Source organism: Streptomyces galbus (assembly GCF_005280195.1).
In the GTDB taxonomy this organism is placed as follows: Bacteria; Actinomycetota; Actinomycetes; order Streptomycetales; family Streptomycetaceae; genus Streptomyces; species Streptomyces galbus.
The window spans coordinates 330,844-348,009 of the sequence record NZ_SZPR01000017.1 but is presented as its reverse complement, the minus strand read 5'-3'; the positions used below and the strand labels follow the sequence as shown (position 1 = coordinate 348,009).

Sequence of the window (17,166 nt, the reverse complement as noted above, 5' to 3'; positions counted from 1 at the left end):
GATCCGAGACATGAGCGACAACCTCACCCTCCCCGCACAGCAGGGCTCCGCCGACGCCTCCTCCCCGTCGCCCGAGACGCTGCTGACGGTCGAGGGGCTGACGAAGCACTTCCCCATCTACGGCGGCTTCCCGATCCGGCGGAAGGTCGGCGCGGTCCAGGCCGTGGACGGCGTGGACCTCAGCGTCGGCGTCGGCGAGAGCGTCGGCCTGGTGGGCGAGTCCGGCTGCGGCAAGTCGACCACGGGCCGGCTGATCACCCGGCTCCTGGAGCCGACCGCCGGCCGGATCACGTACGCCGGGCAGGACATCACGCACGCCACGCGGCGGCAGCTCGCGCCGGTGCGGTCCGAGATCCAGATGATCTTCCAGGACCCGTACTCCTCGCTGAACCCGCGGCAGACCGTCGGCACGATCATCAAGTCGCCGATGGAGGTCAACGGGATCGAGCCGGCCGGCGGGCGCGAGAAGAAGGTCCGCGAGCTGCTGGAGCTGGTGGGTCTCAACCCCGAGCACTACAACCGCTTCCCGCACGAGTTCTCCGGCGGCCAGCGGCAGCGCATCGGGGTCGCGCGGGCGCTCGCCCTCAACCCCAAGCTGATCATCGCCGACGAGCCCGTCTCCGCGCTGGACGTGTCGATCCAGGCCCAGGTCGTGAACCTGCTGCAGAAGGTCCAGGACGAGCTGGGCATCGCCTTCGTGTTCATCGCGCACGACCTGGCGATCGTGCGGCACTTCTCGCAGCGCATCGCGGTCATGTACCTGGGCAAGGTGGTCGAGGTCGGCGACCGGGACTCCATCTACAACCGTCCCCGCCACCCCTACACCCACGCCCTGCTGTCCGCCGTCCCCGAGGTCGAGATCGACGCGGAGGAGGACAGCCGTGAGCGCATCCGGCTCTCGGGCGACGTGCCCTCGCCGATCCACCCGCCGTCCGGCTGCCGCTTCCGCACCCGGTGCTGGAAGGCGCAGGACAAGTGCGCGACGGAGGAGCCCCCGCTGGTCCAGATCTCCGGCAACCGGGGCGGCCACCTGACGGCGTGCCACTTCCCGGAGGACCCGACGACCGAGGACCGCGGCGAGGACATCGTCCTCGACCCGGCCCTCGCGGCCCTCGAGGACGACGCGGCGAAGTAACGCACCGGAGCGCGCCCAGCGCGCGCGGACGGCCGCGACGTGGGGCCGGGGAACACTCCCCGGCCCCACGTCGTGGTGTCATGCCCCTCTCGCTTCCCTCGCCTCCCTCGCTTCCCCTGGTCCGCCCCTCGTCCTCCCCGTGACCGCCGAATGGCCGAGGCGCGCATGCGCGGCACCCTTTTTGCGCCGATATTGGCCGATAACGCAACGGTGGAGATCGGTGGACCCAAGAGGAGGCATCCATGCGCGGAGCCAGGCACGCCAGGTGGGCCGCGGGCGCGGCGGCGGTCGCCCTGGTGGCGACGGGCTGCGGGGGCGGGGGCGGCTCCGGCGGCGGTGACAGCGGCGCGGTGCTCAGCGCCTCCTGGGGCGACCCGCAGAACCCGCTGGAGCCGGCCAACACCAACGAGGTGCAGGGCGGCAAGGTGCTCGACATGGTCTTCCGCGGGCTCAAGCGGTACAACCCGCAGACCGGCGCGGCCGAGGACATGCTCGCCGAGAAGATCGACACCACCGACTCGCAGAACTTCACCATCACCGTCAAGGACGGCTGGACGTTCAGCAACGGCGAGAAGGTCACCGCCAAGTCCTTCGTGGACGCCTGGAACTACGGCGCCAGCCTGAAGAACAACCAGAAGAACGCCTACTTCTTCGGCTACATCGACGGCTACGACAAGGTCCACCCGGACAGCGGCAAGCAGACCGCGGACACGCTCTCCGGGCTGAAGGTCACCGGTGACCGCACCTTCACCGTCAAGCTCAGCCAGAAGTTCTCGACGTTCCCCGACACCCTCGGCTACGTGGCCTTCGCCCCGCTGCCCCAGGCGTTCTTCAGCGACCACGCCGGCTGGCTGAGCAAGCCCGTCGGCAACGGGCCGTACACCATCCAGTCCTACACCAAGGGCTCCCAGATGGAGCTGCGCACGTGGGCGGACTACCCCGGCGAGGACAAGGCCGACAACGGCGGCGTCACCCTCAAGGTGTACACCGACAACAACACCGCCTACACCGACCTGCTCGCCGGCAACCTCGACCTCGTCGACGACGTGCCCGCCGCCCAGTTGAAGAACGTCAAGAACGACCTGGGCGACCGCTACCTCAACACCCCGGCCGGCATCATCCAGACCCTGGCGTTCCCGTTCTACGACCCGCAGTGGAACAAGCCGGACTCCGACAAGGTCCGCAAGGGCCTGTCCATGGCCATCAACCGCAAGCAGATCACCGACACGATCTTCCAGAAGACCCGCACCCCGGCCACCGACTGGACCTCACCGGTGCTCGGCAAGGACGGCGGCTTCCAGGACGGCCTGTGCGGCGACGGCTGCGACTACAACCCCACCGAGGCCAAGAAGCTCATCAAGGAGGGCGGCGGCCTGCCCGGCGGCCAGGTCAAGATCTCCTACAACGCCGACACCGGCTCCCACCAGCAGTGGGTGGACGCCGTGTGCAACTCCATCAACAACGCGCTCGGCAACACCAAGGCGTGCGTCGGCAACCCGATCGGCACCTTCGCCGACTTCCGCAACCAGATCACCGAGCGCAAGATGAGCGGCCCGTTCCGCGCCGGCTGGCAGATGGACTACCCGCTCATCCAGAACTTCCTCCAGCCGCTCTACTACACCAACGCCTCCTCCAACGACGGCAAGTGGTCCAACAAGCAGTTCGACCAGCTCGTCAACCAGGCCAACGCCGAGTCCGACACCGGCAAGGCCGTCCAGACCTTCCAGAAGGCCGAGGAGGTCGTGCGCGACAACATGGCCGCCATCCCGCTCTGGTACCAGAACGGCAGCGCCGGCTACTCGCAGCGGCTGTCCAACGTCAAGCTCAACCCGTTCTCGGTCCCCGTCTACAACGAGATCAAGGTCGGCTGATCCGCCATGGGGCGCTACGTCGTCCGGCGGCTGCTCCAGATGATCCCCGTGTTCATCGGGGCCACGCTGCTGATCTTCCTGATGGTCAACGTGATGGGCGACCCCATCGCGGGCCTGTGCGGCGAGCGCCAGTGCGACCCCGCCACCGCCGCCCAGCTCAAGAAGGAGTTCGGCCTCGACAAGCCGGTGTGGCAGCAATACCTGACCTACATGGGCAACGTCTTCACCGGTGACTTCGGCACGGCCTTCAACGGCCAGAAGGTCACCGAGCTGATGGCGACGGCGTTCCCGGTCACCATCCGGCTGACCCTGGTGGCGATCCTCTTCGAGATCGTCATCGGGATCACGCTGGGCGTCGTCACCGGGCTGCGCCGCGGCAGCCCGGAGGACACCGGCGTCCTGCTGCTGACCCTGGTCGTCATCTCCGTCCCCACCTTCGTCACCGGCCTGCTGCTGCAGCTCCTGCTCGGGGTGAAGTGGGGCTGGATCAAACCGTCCGTCTCACCGGAGGCGACCTTCGGCGAGCTGATCCTGCCCGGCCTGGTCCTCGCCTCCGTCTCCCTCGCCTACGTCACCCGCCTGACCCGCACCTCCATCGCGGAGAACAAACGGTCCGACTACGTCCGCACCGCCGTCGCCAAGGGCCTGCCGCGGCACCGGGTCGTCACCCGGCACCTGCTGCGCAACTCCCTCATCCCGGTGGTCACGTTCATCGGCACCGACGTGGGCGCGCTCATGGGCGGCGCCATCGTCACCGAGCGCATCTTCAACATCCACGGCGTCGGCTACCAGCTCTACCAGGGCATCCTCCGCCAGAACACCCAGACGGTCGTCGGCTTCGTGACCGTCCTGGTGCTGGTGTTCCTGCTCGCCAACCTGATCGTCGACCTCCTCTACGCCGTTCTCGATCCGAGGATCCGCTATGCCTGAGCAGCCGTACGAGCCGGAGGGCGCGATCGCCGGCACCGGCATGGGCGGCGCCATGGACCTGGGCGCCAGCGAGGCCGTCACCCTGGAGAAGACCCCCGGCGGACCGGACGGCACCGGGCCGGCCGAGAAGCCGCGCTCGCTGTGGTCCGACGCCTGGCGCGACCTGCGGCGCAACCCCGTGTTCATCCTCTCCGCCCTCGTCATCCTGTTCCTGGTCTTCATCTCCCTGTGGCCCGGGGCCATCACCTCCGGCAGCCCGCTGACGTGCGACCTCGCCAAGGCCCAGCAGGGCTCCGGGCCGGGCGCGCCCTTCGGGTACAACGGCCAGGGGTGCAACGTCTACACGCGCACCGTCTACGGCGCCCGTACGTCCGTCACGGTCGGCGTGCTGGCGACGCTCGGGGTGGCGGTGCTCGGCAGCGTGCTGGGCGGACTCGCCGGGTTCTTCGGCCGGTCCTGGGACTCGCTGCTGTCCAGGACGACCGACATCTTCTTCGCCATCCCCGTCGTCCTCGGCGGCCTGGTGCTGCTGTCCGTGGTCACCAGCAACACCGTCTGGCCGGTCATCGGGTTCATGGTGCTGCTCGGCTGGCCGCAGATCTCCCGCATCGCCCGCGGCTCGGTGATCACCGCCAAGCAGAACGACTACGTGCAGGCCGCCCGCGCCCTCGGCGCCTCCAACTCCCGGCTGCTGCTGCGGCACATCGCGCCCAACGCCGTGGCCCCCGTGATCGTCGTGGCGACCATCGCGCTCGGCACCTACATCGCGCTGGAGGCGACCCTGTCGTACCTCGGCGTCGGCCTGAAGCCGCCCAGCGTCTCCTGGGGCATCGACATCTCGGCCGCCTCGCCCTACATCCGCAACGCCCCGCACGCGCTGCTGTGGCCCTCGGGCGCCCTGGCCATCACCGTCCTGGCGTTCATCATGCTCGGCGACGCGGTGCGCGACGCCCTCGACCCGAAGCTGAGGTGACGGCGCCATGCTGCTCGAAGTGCGCGACCTGCACGTGGAGTTCCGCACCCGGGACGGGATCGCCAAGGCCGTCAACGGGGTCAGCTACGCCGTCGACGCGGGCGAGACCCTGGCCGTGCTCGGCGAGTCCGGCTCCGGCAAGTCGGTCACCGCGCAGGCCGTCATGGGCATCCTCGACATGCCGCCGGGGCGGATCACCGGCGGCGAGATCCTGTTCAAGGGCCGTGACCTCCTCAAGCTCAAGGAGGACCAGCGGCGTTCGGTGCGCGGCGCCGAGATGGCGATGATCTTCCAGGACGCGCTGTCCTCGCTCAACCCCGTGCTGTCCGTGGGCGACCAGCTCGGTGAGATGTTCGTCGTGCACCGGGGCATGTCCCGCAAGGACGCCCGCGCCAAGGCCGTCGAGCTGATGGACCGGGTGCGCATCCCCGCGGCCAGGGAGCGGGTCAGGCAGTACCCGCACCAGTTCTCCGGCGGGATGCGCCAGCGCATCATGATCGCCATGGCACTGGCCCTGGAGCCCGCGCTGATCATCGCCGACGAGCCGACCACCGCGCTCGACGTCACCGTCCAGGCCCAGGTCATGGACCTGCTGGCGGAGTTGCAGCGCGAGTACCGGATGGGGCTCATCCTCATCACCCACGACCTCGGGGTCGTCGCGGACGTCGCCGACCGCATCGCCGTGATGTACGCGGGCCGGATCGTGGAGTCGGCGCCCGTCCACGACATCTACAAGGCGCCGGCCCACCCCTACACCCGCGGCCTGCTCGACTCCATCCCGCGCCTGGACCAGAAGGGCCAGGAGCTGTACGCCATCAAGGGCCTGCCGCCCAACCTCCTGCACATCCCGCCGGGCTGCCCCTTCCACCCGCGCTGCCCGATGGCGCAGGACGTGTGCCGCACGGACGTACCGCCCCTGTACGAGGTGTCCGCGACCCGGGGCAGCGCCTGCCACTTCTGGAGGGAGTGCCTGCATGCCTGAGCCGATTCTTCAGGTCGACGGGCTCGTCAAGCACTACCCGCTGACCCAGGGCGTCCTGCTCAAGAAGCAGATCGGCGCCGTCAAGGCCGTCGACGGCGTCGACTTCACGCTCGGCCGGGGCGAGACCCTCGGCATCGTCGGCGAGTCGGGCTGCGGCAAGTCCACGGTCGCCAAGATGCTGGTCCACCTGGAGCGGCCGACGGCCGGTTCGATCCGGTACAAGGGCGAGGACGTCACCGAGCTGTCCGGCCGCGCCCTCAAGGCCGTCCGCCGCAACATCCAGATGGTCTTCCAGGACCCGTACACCTCCCTCAACCCCCGGATGACCGTCGGCGACATCATCGGGGAGCCCTACGAGATCCACCCCGAGGTGGCGCCCAAGGGCGACCGGCGCCGCAGGGTGCAGGAGCTGCTGGACGTCGTCGGGCTCAACCCCGAGTACATCAACCGCTATCCGCACCAGTTCTCCGGCGGCCAGCGCCAGCGCATCGGCATCGCCCGGGGCCTGGCCCTGCGCCCCGAGGTGATCGTCGCCGACGAGCCGGTGTCCGCGCTGGACGTCTCGGTGCAGGCGCAGGTGATCAACCTGCTGGCCGGGCTGCAGCAGGAGTTCGACCTCTCCTACGTCTTCATCGCGCACGACCTGTCGATCGTCCGGCACATCTCGGACCGGGTCGGGGTGATGTACCTCGGCCGGATCGTGGAGATCGGCACCGACGAGCAGATCTACGACCACCCCACCCACCCCTACACCCAGGCGCTGCTGTCCGCCGTTCCGGTGCCCGACCCGGAGGCCCGCGAGCACCGCGAGCGGATCATCCTCACCGGCGACGTGCCCTCCCCGACGAACATCCCGTCCGGCTGCCGCTTCCGCACGCGCTGCTTCAAGGCGCAGCCGCGGTGCGCCGAGGAAGTGCCGCTGCTCGCGGTGCCGGAGGCGTTCCGGGGAGCGCCGGGGCCCGCGGCGCACCCCTCGGCGTGCCACTTCGCCGAGGAGAAACAGGTGGTGCCCCCGGAGACGGACCCGCGGGGCGACCGCTTCCTGCCCCCGGCGGACGGGCCCGGGCGGCCGGCGTAGGGGAGGGCCCGGTGGGCGGCCCCGTGCTTAACACGCAGGCAACTCGGCCGACCCGGCACCGATATACCGACGCGTCACGCTGGACGGCGTACGGCCGTGCGGGTGCCGTAACGGGCCGGGGACGCAGCCATGTCGCCCCCGGCCCGTGCCGTGCCCGTGCTCAGCCCGCCGACAGGCCCAGGGCGCGCTTGAGGAAGTCCACCTGGAGCAGCAGCAGGTTCTCCGCGACCTGCTCCTGCGGGGTCATGTGGGTGACGCCGGACAGGGGGAGCACCTCGTGCGGGCGGCCCGCGGCGAGCAGGGCCGAGGACAGCCGCAGGGAGTGCGCGACCACCACGTTGTCGTCCGCCAGGCCGTGCACGATCATCAGCGGGCGGTGCGGCTCGGCCGGGTCGGACAGCCCGTCGTCGGTCACCAGCGAACTGCGCGCGTACGTCGCCGCGTCGGCGGCCGGGTCACCGAGGTAGCGCTCGGTGTAGTGGGTGTCGTACAGCCGCCAGTCGGTCACCGGGGCGCCCGCGACGCCGGCGTGGAAGACGTCGGGGCGGCGCAGCACCGCGAGGGCGGCCAGGTAACCGCCGTACGACCAGCCGCGGATCGCCACCCGGGACAGGTCGAGCGGGTAGCGCCGCGCGAGGTCCTGGAGCGCCTCGACCTGGTCGTCCAGGGACACCGTGAAGTCACGGTGCACCGCCTTCTCCCAGCCGGGGGAGCGGCCCGGCGTGCCCCGGCCGTCGGCGACGACCACCGCGAAGCCCTGGTCGGCGAACCACTGGGAGGTCAGGTGGGCGTTGTGGGCCGCGACGACGCGCGGGCCGTGCGGTCCGCCGTAGGGGTCGAGCAGAACCGGCAGGGAGGTGTCACCGGGGTAGTCCGTAGGCATAAGCACGGCGCACGGGATGTGCCGTGCGCCCCCCTCGGTGAGCGTCACGCGCGGGGTGAGGCCGGGGTCCGCGGCATGCGAGGCCACCGTGGCGGCCGGCTTGCCGTCCCGCAGCACCAGCACCCGGCTGCCGGGCCGGTCCAGCGCCGCCGACACCAGGACCGTGACCCGCCCGGAACGCACCGCCGAGTGCACGCCCGGCTCCTGCGACACGCGCTCCCAGCCCAGCTCGTTCACGCGGTACACGTGCACCTCGCCGGTCTCGGGCCGCTCCGCGTCCTGCCCGGCCGACGCCGTGACCAGCACGTCGTCGGCGCCCACGTCCAGCACGGCGCGCACGTGCAACTGCGCCCCGGTCAGCGGCCGTTCGCCCACCGCGAGGACCCGCGCGCCCCCTTCGTCGGCGATCCGCACCAGCCGGCCCGAGGGGCTCCAGCAGGGCACCCCGGCGAAAAGATCCAGCCAAACTGGATCTTCGTCGGCATGCACCATCCGGGTCGCCCCGGTGTCCGGGTCGACCGCCAGGTAGAGCTGGCTGCGCTGGTCGCGGGCCTGGACGAGCAGCAGCGGGGCACCCGCCGCTGACCAGTGCACTCGCGCCAGGTACGGGTAGCGCTGCCGGTCCCAGGCGACCTCCGTGCGCGCCCCGTCGAGCCCGACGACGAGCAGCCGGACGTCCGCGTTGGGGGTGCCGGCCGCCGGATAGGGGACGTGCTGTGGGTCACGTTCCGGGTGGGCCGGGTCCGCGATCCACCACCGGCGCACCGGCGTGTCGTCCACCCGTGCCACCAGCAGCCGGTCCGAGCGCGGGGACCACCAGAAGCCGCGCGCACGGTCCATCTCCTCGGCCGCGACGAACTCGGCCAGGCCGTAGGTGACGGTGCCGCCGTCCGCCCGGCCGGCCTCCGGGTCCGGCCCGGCCAGCACCCGGTCGCCGTCCCCGTCGACGCCCACCACGCGCAGGGCGCCCGCGGAGACGTACGCGACGTGCCGGCCGTCGGGGGCGGGGCGGGGGTCGATCACCGGCGCGGCGGCGGGCAGTTCACGGGCCGTCCCGGCCCGCAGATCCGCCGTGAACAGTCGGCCCGACAAGGCGAAAGACGCCAGTTCCACGGCCTCGTCGGTGGCGTACGCGACGATGCCCGCGCCCCCCTCGCGGCTGCGCTCGCGGCGCGCCCGCTCCTCGGGGGAGAGGTTCTCCGCGGCCCCGCCGAGCAGGGCGCGGGGGTCGGCGGCCGGGCGCTCGGCGCCGTCCGCGGGGTCCAGGACCCACAGGGCGTTCGCCCGGTCCGTACCGGAGCGCGAGCGCAGGAACGCGACACGCGAGCCGTCGGGGGCGACGGTGAACGAACGCGGCGCGCCGAGGGTGAAACGCTGGGTGCGGGCGTGCCGCCGGGGGAAGGAGTCGGACTCGGTCGTCATGTCCCGACCCTATGGGCCGTGATTGGCCATGCGCCCCCTTGCGCGTCCGTGCGCCGACCGATGCGCGCGCACCCGTAGTTATGATCAATAGCGCTGCGTGGGTATGAACCTGCCGGCTGCTGTATGGATGTACAAGTTCCCTCGCTCTGTCCCCCACGTACCCGGGTTCTTGGAGGTGAGCCGCCGTGGCACTCTCGATTTCGGCGGTGGTGCTGCTGGCGATCATCGTCTTCTTGCTGGTCAAGAAGTCAGGCCTGAAGGGCGGTCACGCGGTTGTCTGCATCCTGCTCGGCTTCTACCTCGCCTCCTCGACGGTCGCGCCCACGATCAGCGACCTGACGACGAGCGTGGCGAGCATGATCGGCAGCATCAAGTTCTGAGCCGGGCGCGCGGGCACGTCGTTCCGTCCGTCTGCCCCTGCGCGGCGGGAGTATGCCCGGCTCGTAGGGTGGCTGCATGACGGAACTGCCCGCGCGTCGCCTGCTGCTGGTGCACGCGCACCCGGACGACGAGTCGATCAACAACGGCGCGACCATGGCGCGGTACGCCGCCGAGGGTGCCCAGGTGACCCTGGTCACCTGCACCCTGGGCGAGCGCGGCGAGGTGATCCCGCCGCCGCTGCGGCACCTGACCGGCGCCGCGCTGGGGGAGCACCGGCTGGGCGAACTGGCCGCCGCCCTGCGCGAACTCGGCGTCACCGACTCCGCTCTGCTCGGCGGCGCCAGCCGCTACGGCGACTCCGGGATGATGGGCCTGCCCGACAACGACGACCCCGGCTGCTTCTGGCAGGCCGACGTCGACACCGCCGCCGCCTCCCTCGCCGAGGTCGTCCTGCGCACCCGCCCCCAGGTCGTCGTCACCTACGACGACCACGGCGGCTACGGCCACCCCGACCACATCCAGGCCCACCGCGTCGCGATGCGCGCCGTCGACCTGGCCGCCGGGGCGGGCTGGGCCGTCCCGAAGGTCTACTGGAACCGCATCCCGCGCTCCGTCGCCGAGGACGCCTTCGCGCGGCTGCGCGCGGACCTGCCCGGGCTGCCCTTCGACCGGGTGGCCGCCGTCGACGACCTGCCCGGTGTCGTCGACGACGACCGGGTCACCACCGCCATCGACGGCACCGCGTACGCCGGCGCGAAGGCCGCCGCGATGCGCGCGCACGCCACCCAGATCGACGTCGCGCCCGACGCGCCGTACTTCGCGCTCTCCAACGCACTCGCCCAACCCCTGTTCACCACCGAGTACTACGAGTTGGTGCGCGGTGAGCGTCCCCGGGGCCGCGAGAGCGACCTGTTCGCCGGCGTCGGGGCGGTGACCCGATGACCGGGCGGGGCTCCCTGCTCGCCGAGCCGCTGCGGCCCCCCTCCGCCGGCCGGGCGGCCGGCTACCTGGGGCTGCTGGTGCTCGGCGCGGTCACCGGCGCCGCCGGATCGCTGGTGCAGGCCGGCTGGTTCCCGGGCGGCCTGCTGCTCGCCCTCGCGGGCGCGGCCGGCCTGTTCCTCGGCGGGGCCCGGCTGGCCCGCAGCCGCGGCGGCGCCGTCGCCCCGGCGGCCGGCTGGATGGTCGCCGTAGTCCTGCTCATCACCGCGCGGCCGGAAGGCGACTTCCTGTTCGGCGCGGGCGGCGGCTCCTACCTCTTCATCCTCGGAGGCATGGCGCTGGCTGTGATCTGTGCCACGCTCGCCCCCCTGGGGCAACCGGCCGACCACGACGTCCGACTTGGCAAGTGACGTACCACTTCGCCACCGAGTGAGCGTGCGTATCCGGTGATGGTTTCCCCGGCGGTCATGGGATACACGCCAGAAGTGGCCAGTATGGTGGTGCGCGCCGCCGAGCTGCCCGTGAGGTCGTGGCGGGCGGCGGAGCCAATCTGGAGAACCTGCCTTGAGTCGTGAAACTGACACTCCGTCCTCCGGGCCCAACGGGCGCGGCGGAGCCGCATACCCCTCGGGTACGCCGCCGTACGGGACCCCCGTGGTCCCCGCCGGCGGTACGGACGCGGGGCGTTCGGCGACGCAGCCGGAGGAACGCAAGACCGAGACCACGCTGACGACCCGGATCCGCATCAACATCCCCGGGTCCCGGCCGATTCCGCCGGTCGTCGTGCGCAAGCCCGTCACGGAGGCGGAGGCGGAGGCCGCGGCGGAGGACACCGGCCCCGACGCCCGAGCCGCGGACGCCGCGCCCCCCGCCGGGCCGGACCGGCCCGCCGCGCAGGCGCCGGCCGACGGCGCCGCGGCGGGCGAGGACAAGACCAGCGACTGGTTCGCGCCCCGCAAGTCGCCCGCCGTCAAGGGCGGTCCGGGCGGCGGCGCGCCCAACGGTGCCGGGACGCCGGGCGGTTCGGCCGCCGGCCCCGGCGCGGTCACCGGTGCGGCTCCCGGCGCCCCCACGGCGCCGGGCGGCCCCGGCGCGACCGCACGACCCGGTGCCGGACGGCCCGGTGGCGTGGTCGGCTCCATGGGGGCGCCGGGCACGGCGCGTCCCGGCTCCACCAACGGCGCCGGCCTGCCCGGCGCCACCGGCGGGCCCGTGGCCCCCGGGCACGGCGGCGGCACCGGCTCCTTCGACGTCACCGAGGCGATCAACGCCGCCGCGCAGAGCGGCCCCCGTCCCGGCCAGGACGGCGGCGAGGCCCGCCCGGACGGCCTGCCGTACTTCGCCGACGGCTCCCCGCAGGGCGGCGCACACGGCGGACAGCCGCCCCAGGGCGGCCCGTTCACCGACGGCGCCGGGCAGGGCTTCGGCGGCCCGAACGGCGTCCCGGGCACCCAGGGCGGCCCGAACGGCCAGGGCGCCCCGCAGGGCCCGCACGGCCCGCAGGGTTACGAGAACTTCAGCGACTACGGCGACCAGGGCGGCCAGGCGCACCCCGGCGCCCCCTACGGCACCGGCCCGGCCGGGCCCACCACCGGGCCCATGACCGGCCCCATGAACGGCGACACCACGTCGGCGCTGCCGGTGGTGGGCGGCCCGGACGGCACCGGCGTGCCCGGCGCCCACGGTCAGGGCCCGAACGGCGCCCACGGCCCCGCGGGCCCCGGCACGCACCCCGGCGCCCCGGCCGCCCCCGGCACCCGGCTGCCCGGCGGCGGACTGAGCGACGACACCGCGGTCCTCACCCCGCAGAAGCCGGCCGACCCCGCCGCCACCGCCGGCTTCCCGCGCCCCGACAACGTCTCCGGCCACACCGTCACCAGCGGCATCCCGGTCGTGCCCCCGGCCGACCGCAACGGCCCCTTCCCGCCGGGCGGGCCCGCCGACGGGCCCGTGCCGCACACCCCGGCGCAGCGCACCGAGCCCTCCGCGCCGAACAAGCCCGCGCCCGCCGCCAAGAAGGCCAAGAAGAAGGGCCGCAGCAAGCTGGTCCTGCTCGGCGGCCTGGTCGTCGTCGCGGCGGTCGGCGCCTACGGCGCGGGCCTGCTGATGAACCACTCCGACGTGCCCAAGGGCACCACCGTGCTGGGCGTCGACATCGGCGGCGGCACCCGCGACGACGCCGTCAAGAAGCTCGACGACGCCTTCGACCAGCGGGTGAACCAGGCGCTGAAGCTGTCGGTCGACGGGCGGACGGTCACCCTCAAGCCGGACCAGGCGGGCCTGCAGTTCGACCTCCAGGCCACGGTCGACGACGCCGCCCGCAGCGACTACAACCCGGTGTCGGTGATCGGCACCCTGTTCGGCCAGAAGCGCGTGGTCGAGCCCGAGATGCCGGTCGACGAGGAGAAGCTCGACGCGGCCCTGGAGACCGCCGCGGGCGGCGCCGGCAGCGCGAGCGACGGCACCATCAGGTTCGAGTCGGGCAAGGCCGTCCCCGTCTACGGCAAGGCCGGCCAGGGCATCGACACCGAGCGGGCCGCCGCCGCGGTCGAGGAGGGCTACCGCACCCAGGTGGAGACCGGCGCCCCCACCACCGTGCGGGTCCCGACCACCACCAAGCAGCCGACGGTGTCGAACGCCGAGGTCGACCGCATGATGAAGGACTTCGCCCGGCCGGCGATGTCCGCGAAGGTCACGGTCCGCAGCGGCACGCACCAGATCGCCTTCAGCCCCGAGAAGTCCCTGTGGAAGTTCCTCCGGGTCAAGGCGGTCGACGGCAAGCTCGTCGACAGCTACGACGAGGCCGCCCTGAAGGAGCTGTACGGCAGCACCTTCGACGGCGTGCTCATCACCCGGGGCACCGGGCAGAAGACGCCCGTCACGGTCCAGGACGTGATCAGCGCCCTGCGCCCGGCGCTGAAGAGCACCACCGACCGGGTCGCGATCATCGAGACCGACCCGAGCTGACCCGCCTCCTGATCGCCGCATGACATCTGTCATGCGGCGATCAGGACCGCCGACACTGCCGGACCACCGTCCTGCCCGGCCACGATGGCCGCATGACGACGACACAGGCGACGACAGCGGCGACGGGGGACACGGCACGGCCCGCGGTCGCCTTCGACCAGGTGACCAAGCACTACGGCGACGTACGCGCCGTGGACGGACTGAGCCTCACCCTGCACCCGGGGGAGACCGTGGCGCTGCTCGGCCCGAACGGCGCCGGCAAGTCCACCACCCTCGACCTGCTGCTCGGACTGCGGCCCGCCGACACCGGCACGGTGCGCGTCTTCGGCACCAGTCCCCGCGAGGCGATCGTCGCCGGGCGGGTCGGCGCCATGCTGCAGAGCGGCGGGCTGATGGACGAGGTGACGGTCGGCGAACTGGTCCGGCTCGCCTGCGCCCTGCACCCGCGGTCCTACCCGGTGTCCGACGTCCTCACCCGGGCCGGCGTCGCGCAGATCGCCGACCGCAAGGTCGACAAGCTCTCCGGCGGCCAGGCCCAGCGGGTCCGCTTCGCGCTCGCCACCGCGGGGGACAGCGACCTGATCGTGCTGGACGAGCCGACCACCGGCATGGACGTCACCACCCGCCAGGCGTTCTGGGCCACCCTGCGCGAACAGGCCGACCAGGGCCGTACGGTGCTGTTCGCCACCCACTACCTGGAGGAGGCCGACGCGGTCGCCGACCGGGTGCTGGTGCTGCACCGGGGCCGGCTGCTCGCCGACGGCACCGCCGCCGAGATCAAGGCCAAGGCGGGCGCGCGCCGCGTCTCCTTCGACCTGGAGGGCACCGTCGACGAGGCAGTCCTGCGCGGGCTGCCGTTCCTGACCTCCCTGACGGTGTCCCACGGCGGCCCCGCCGCGGGCCCCGGGCACCACACGGTCCGCATCCAGTCCTCCGACGCCGACGCGACCGTCCACGCCCTCTACGGCCTCGGCCTCTACCCCCGCAACCTCGAAGTCGCCGGGCTCGGTCTGGAGCAGGCCTTCGTCGCCATCACCGCCGCCGAGGAGGCGAAGCAGAAGTGAACAGCCTGATCAAGCTGGAGCTGACCCGCGCCCTGCGCAACCGCAAGTTCCTGTTCTTCTCGGTGATCTACCCGTCCGTGCTGTTCCTGCTGATCGCCGGCAGCGCCGACGCCACGGAGAAGATCGACGGGACGGGCCTGACCCTGCCGACGTACATGATGGTCTCCATGGCGTCCTTCGGCGCCCTGACGGCCGTCCTGATGGGCAACAGCGAGCGCATCGCCAAGGAGCGGGAGAGCGGCTGGGTGCGGCAGCTGCGGCTGACCACCCTGCCGGGCCGCGGCTACGTCCTCGCGAAGACCGCGAGCGCGGCCGTGGTGAGCCTGCCGTCCATCGTGGTGGTGTTCGCGGTCGCCGCGACCGTCAAGGACGTACGGCTGGACGCCTGGCAGTGGCTGGCGCTCACCGGGTCGATCTGGGCGGGCAGCCTGGTCTTCGCCGCGCTCGGCGTGGCGCTCGGCTACCTCGCCAGCGGCGACGCGGTCCGCCCGATCACCATGATCACCTACTTCGGCCTGTCCATCCTGGGCGGCCTGTGGATGCCCACCACGACCTTCCCGGGCTGGCTCCAGGACATCGCCAGGTGGGTGCCCACGCACGCGTACGCTGCCCTGGGGCAGGCCATCGAACAGAGCCGCGCCCCGCACATGACGGACATCGCCCTCCTCGCCGTGTTCTTCGTCCTGTTCACGGGCGGCGCGGCCTGGCTGTACCGGAAGGACACGCTGAAGGCGTGAGCGGCATCGGCATCGGGCAGCGCCCGCAGAACCGCAGGCAGCGCGTGATGAAGCTGCTGTGGACGGGAATCTGGCTCGCCTACCTCGGCGCACCCGTGAGCGACCTGCTGCACGGCGGTCACTCCGACCCGGTCCGCGTCCTCGGCGCACTGGGCCTGCTGGCCTTCGTGGCCTGGTACTTCGCCCTGGTCTTCCGCGCCGGGCGCGGGGAGACCAACGCGGTGGTGCTGGGCTCGCTGGCCGTCCTCGCCACCCAGTCCGCCCTGCTCAGCCTCACCCTGGGCCGGGAGTGGCTGGTGCTGTTCGTGTACGTCTCGGTGGCCTCCGGCGCCGCCCTGCCGATGCGGTACGCCCGCTGGACCGTCCCCGGCACCTCCCTGCTGCTGACCGGGCTCGCTCTGGTCGTGCCCGGTGGCACGGAGTACCTGGCCGGGCTGCTGCTGCCGGCGCTGCTGGCCGGGTTCTCCATGACCGGCGTGCGCGAACTGATCCGGACCACCGTCGAGTTGCGCGAGGCCCGCGCCACGGTCGCCCACCTCGCCGCCAACGAGGAGCGCCTGCGGCTGGCCCGGGACCTGCACGACCTGCTGGGCCACTCCCTGTCGCTCATCACGCTCAAGAGCGAGCTGGCGGGCCGCATGCTCCCCGACCACCCCGACAAGGCGGCCCAGCAGGTCGCCGACATCGAACAGGTCAGCCGGCAGGCCCTGGTGGACGTGCGCGAGGCCGTCACCGGCTACCGGCGCCCCCGCCTCGCCGCCGAACTCGCCGGCGCGCGGGTCGCGCTGACCGCGGCCGGGGTCGCCGCCGAACTCCCCGCCGAGCCCGGCCTCGAAGGCGTCCCCGAGGACAGCGAGTCCGCCCTGGCCTGGGCGCTGCGCGAGGCGGTCACCAACGTCGTACGGCACAGCGGGGCCCGCCGCTGCGTGGTCGGACTGGTCCGGCGCGAGACCCTGGACGGGCCGGTGCTGGAGCTGTCCGTCGAGGACGACGGCTCCGGCGGCTCGGGCAAGGGCCCCGGGAACGGCCTCACGGGCCTCACCGAGCGCCTGGAGAAGGCGGGCGGCACCCTGGAGGCGGGCGGGGCCCGGAAGGGCTTCCGGGTCGTCGCCCGCGTCCCGGCGGGGAGCGGGGCGCGCGTAGGATCCGCCCCATGACGCGCGTGATCAAGGTCCTGCTGGCGGAGGACCAGTCGATGGTCCGCGAGGCGCTCGCCGCGCTGCTCGGCCTGGAGGACGACATCGAGGTGGTCGCCCAGGTGGCCCGCGGCGACGAGGTCCTCGCGGCGGCGCGCGAGCACGACCCGGACGTGGTCCTGCTGGACATCGAGATGCCGGGCGCGACGGGCATCGAGGCGGCGGCGCACCTGCACCGCGCGTTCCCCGCGCTGAAGCTGGTGGTGCTCACCACCTTCGGCCGCCCCGGCTACCTGCGCAGCGCGATGGAGTCCGGCGCCGACGCCTTCCTGGTCAAGGACGCCCCCGCCGCCGAACTCGCGCAGGCCGTGCGCAAGGTGCTGGCCGGCGAACGCGTCATCGACCCCACCCTGGCCGCCGCCGCCCTCGCCGAGGGCGCCAACCCGCTGACCGACCGCGAGCGCGAGGTGCTGCGCGCGGCGGCGGACGGCTCCACCAACGCCGAACTGGCCGCGCTGCTGCACCTGTCCCAGGGCACGGTCCGCAACTACCTGTCGACGGCCATCCAGAAGCTCGCGGCCCGCAACCGCGCCGAGGCGGTGCGCATAGCGCGGGAGAAGGGCTGGCTGTAGCCCGGTGCGGGAGCGGGGACGCCTCCGTGTGACGCG

At 72.6% G+C, this 17,166-nt stretch carries 15 protein-coding genes; 14 read left to right on the top strand and 1 reads right to left on the bottom strand.

The genetic code is table 11. From position 1 onward, the window contains the following. Positions 1-10: 10 nt before the first annotated feature. The 6 genes from E4U92_RS21070 to E4U92_RS21045 all read left to right on the top strand — a co-directional run bounded on the left by E4U92_RS21070 (position 11) and on the right by E4U92_RS21045 (position 6,969). Entirely contained in the window at positions 11-1,135 is a 1,125-nt protein-coding gene (locus tag E4U92_RS21070) for an ABC transporter ATP-binding protein (protein WP_137301986.1), read from the top strand. Positions 1,136-1,377: 242 nt separating this feature from the next. Continuing rightward, positions 1,378-3,006, top strand: a complete 1,629-nt coding sequence (locus E4U92_RS21065; protein WP_137301985.1) for a peptide ABC transporter substrate-binding protein — start codon at positions 1,378-1,380, stop codon at positions 3,004-3,006. Positions 3,007-3,012: 6 nt separating this feature from the next. Beyond that, positions 3,013-3,936, top strand: a complete 924-nt coding sequence (locus E4U92_RS21060; RefSeq protein WP_137301984.1) for an ABC transporter permease — start codon at positions 3,013-3,015, stop codon at positions 3,934-3,936. Then, a complete protein-coding gene (locus E4U92_RS21055; RefSeq protein ID WP_137301983.1) occupies positions 3,929-4,909 on the top strand; it encodes an ABC transporter permease in 981 nt (326 codons plus the stop codon). Before E4U92_RS21060 ends, E4U92_RS21055 begins: the two co-directional genes overlap by 8 nt. A gap of 7 nt (positions 4,910-4,916) precedes the next feature. Further along, complete coding sequence (locus E4U92_RS21050) at positions 4,917-5,891, top strand: ABC transporter ATP-binding protein (RefSeq protein WP_137301982.1); 975 nt, start codon at positions 4,917-4,919, stop codon at positions 5,889-5,891. Beyond that, positions 5,884-6,969 carry an ABC transporter ATP-binding protein gene (locus E4U92_RS21045; RefSeq protein WP_137301981.1) on the top strand — a complete coding sequence of 362 codons (1,086 nt, stop codon included), beginning with the start codon at positions 5,884-5,886 and terminating at the stop codon, positions 6,967-6,969. Before E4U92_RS21050 ends, E4U92_RS21045 begins: the two co-directional genes overlap by 8 nt. Positions 6,970-7,129: 160 nt before the next feature. On the opposite strand, the gene E4U92_RS21040 is transcribed toward E4U92_RS21045, so the two are convergent. Continuing rightward, positions 7,130-9,274 (bottom strand): S9 family peptidase, encoded by a 2,145-nt coding sequence (locus tag E4U92_RS21040; protein WP_137301980.1) that lies wholly within the window; start codon positions 9,272-9,274, stop codon positions 7,130-7,132. A 185-nt stretch (positions 9,275-9,459) separates the two neighbouring features. On the opposite strand from E4U92_RS21040, the gene E4U92_RS21035 reads away from it, so the two are divergent. From E4U92_RS21035 to E4U92_RS21000, 8 genes are all read left to right on the top strand, one after another. Beyond that, positions 9,460-9,654 carry a hypothetical protein gene (locus tag E4U92_RS21035; protein ID WP_067236661.1) on the top strand — a complete coding sequence of 65 codons (195 nt, stop codon included), beginning with the start codon at positions 9,460-9,462 and terminating at the stop codon, positions 9,652-9,654. 76 nt (positions 9,655-9,730) lie between these two features. Next, positions 9,731-10,597 carry an N-acetyl-1-D-myo-inositol-2-amino-2-deoxy-alpha-D-glucopyranoside deacetylase gene (mshB, locus tag E4U92_RS21030; protein ID WP_137301979.1) on the top strand — a complete coding sequence of 289 codons (867 nt, stop codon included), beginning with the start codon at positions 9,731-9,733 and terminating at the stop codon, positions 10,595-10,597. Further along, positions 10,594-11,004 carry a DUF6113 family protein gene (locus E4U92_RS21025; RefSeq protein ID WP_137301978.1) on the top strand — a complete coding sequence of 137 codons (411 nt, stop codon included), beginning with the start codon at positions 10,594-10,596 and terminating at the stop codon, positions 11,002-11,004. Before mshB ends, E4U92_RS21025 begins: the two co-directional genes overlap by 4 nt. Positions 11,005-11,158: 154 nt before the next feature. Continuing rightward, on the top strand, positions 11,159-13,561 hold the full coding sequence (locus E4U92_RS21020) for a hypothetical protein (protein ID WP_137301977.1): 2,403 nt from the start codon (positions 11,159-11,161) through the stop codon (positions 13,559-13,561). A gap of 92 nt (positions 13,562-13,653) precedes the next feature. Next, on the top strand, positions 13,654-14,625 hold the full coding sequence (locus tag E4U92_RS21015; protein WP_137301976.1) for an ABC transporter ATP-binding protein: 972 nt from the start codon (positions 13,654-13,656) through the stop codon (positions 14,623-14,625). After that, a complete protein-coding gene (locus E4U92_RS21010; protein WP_137301975.1) occupies positions 14,622-15,362 on the top strand; it encodes an ABC transporter permease in 741 nt (246 codons plus the stop codon). The genes E4U92_RS21015 and E4U92_RS21010 overlap by 4 nt, the downstream gene beginning before the upstream one ends. Continuing rightward, positions 15,359-16,519 (top strand): sensor histidine kinase, encoded by a 1,161-nt coding sequence (locus E4U92_RS21005; protein WP_137301974.1) that lies wholly within the window; start codon positions 15,359-15,361, stop codon positions 16,517-16,519. Before E4U92_RS21010 ends, E4U92_RS21005 begins: the two co-directional genes overlap by 4 nt. After that, positions 16,516-17,130 (top strand): response regulator transcription factor, encoded by a 615-nt coding sequence (locus E4U92_RS21000; protein WP_137301973.1) that lies wholly within the window; start codon positions 16,516-16,518, stop codon positions 17,128-17,130. Before E4U92_RS21005 ends, E4U92_RS21000 begins: the two co-directional genes overlap by 4 nt. Positions 17,131-17,166 lie beyond the last annotated feature (36 nt).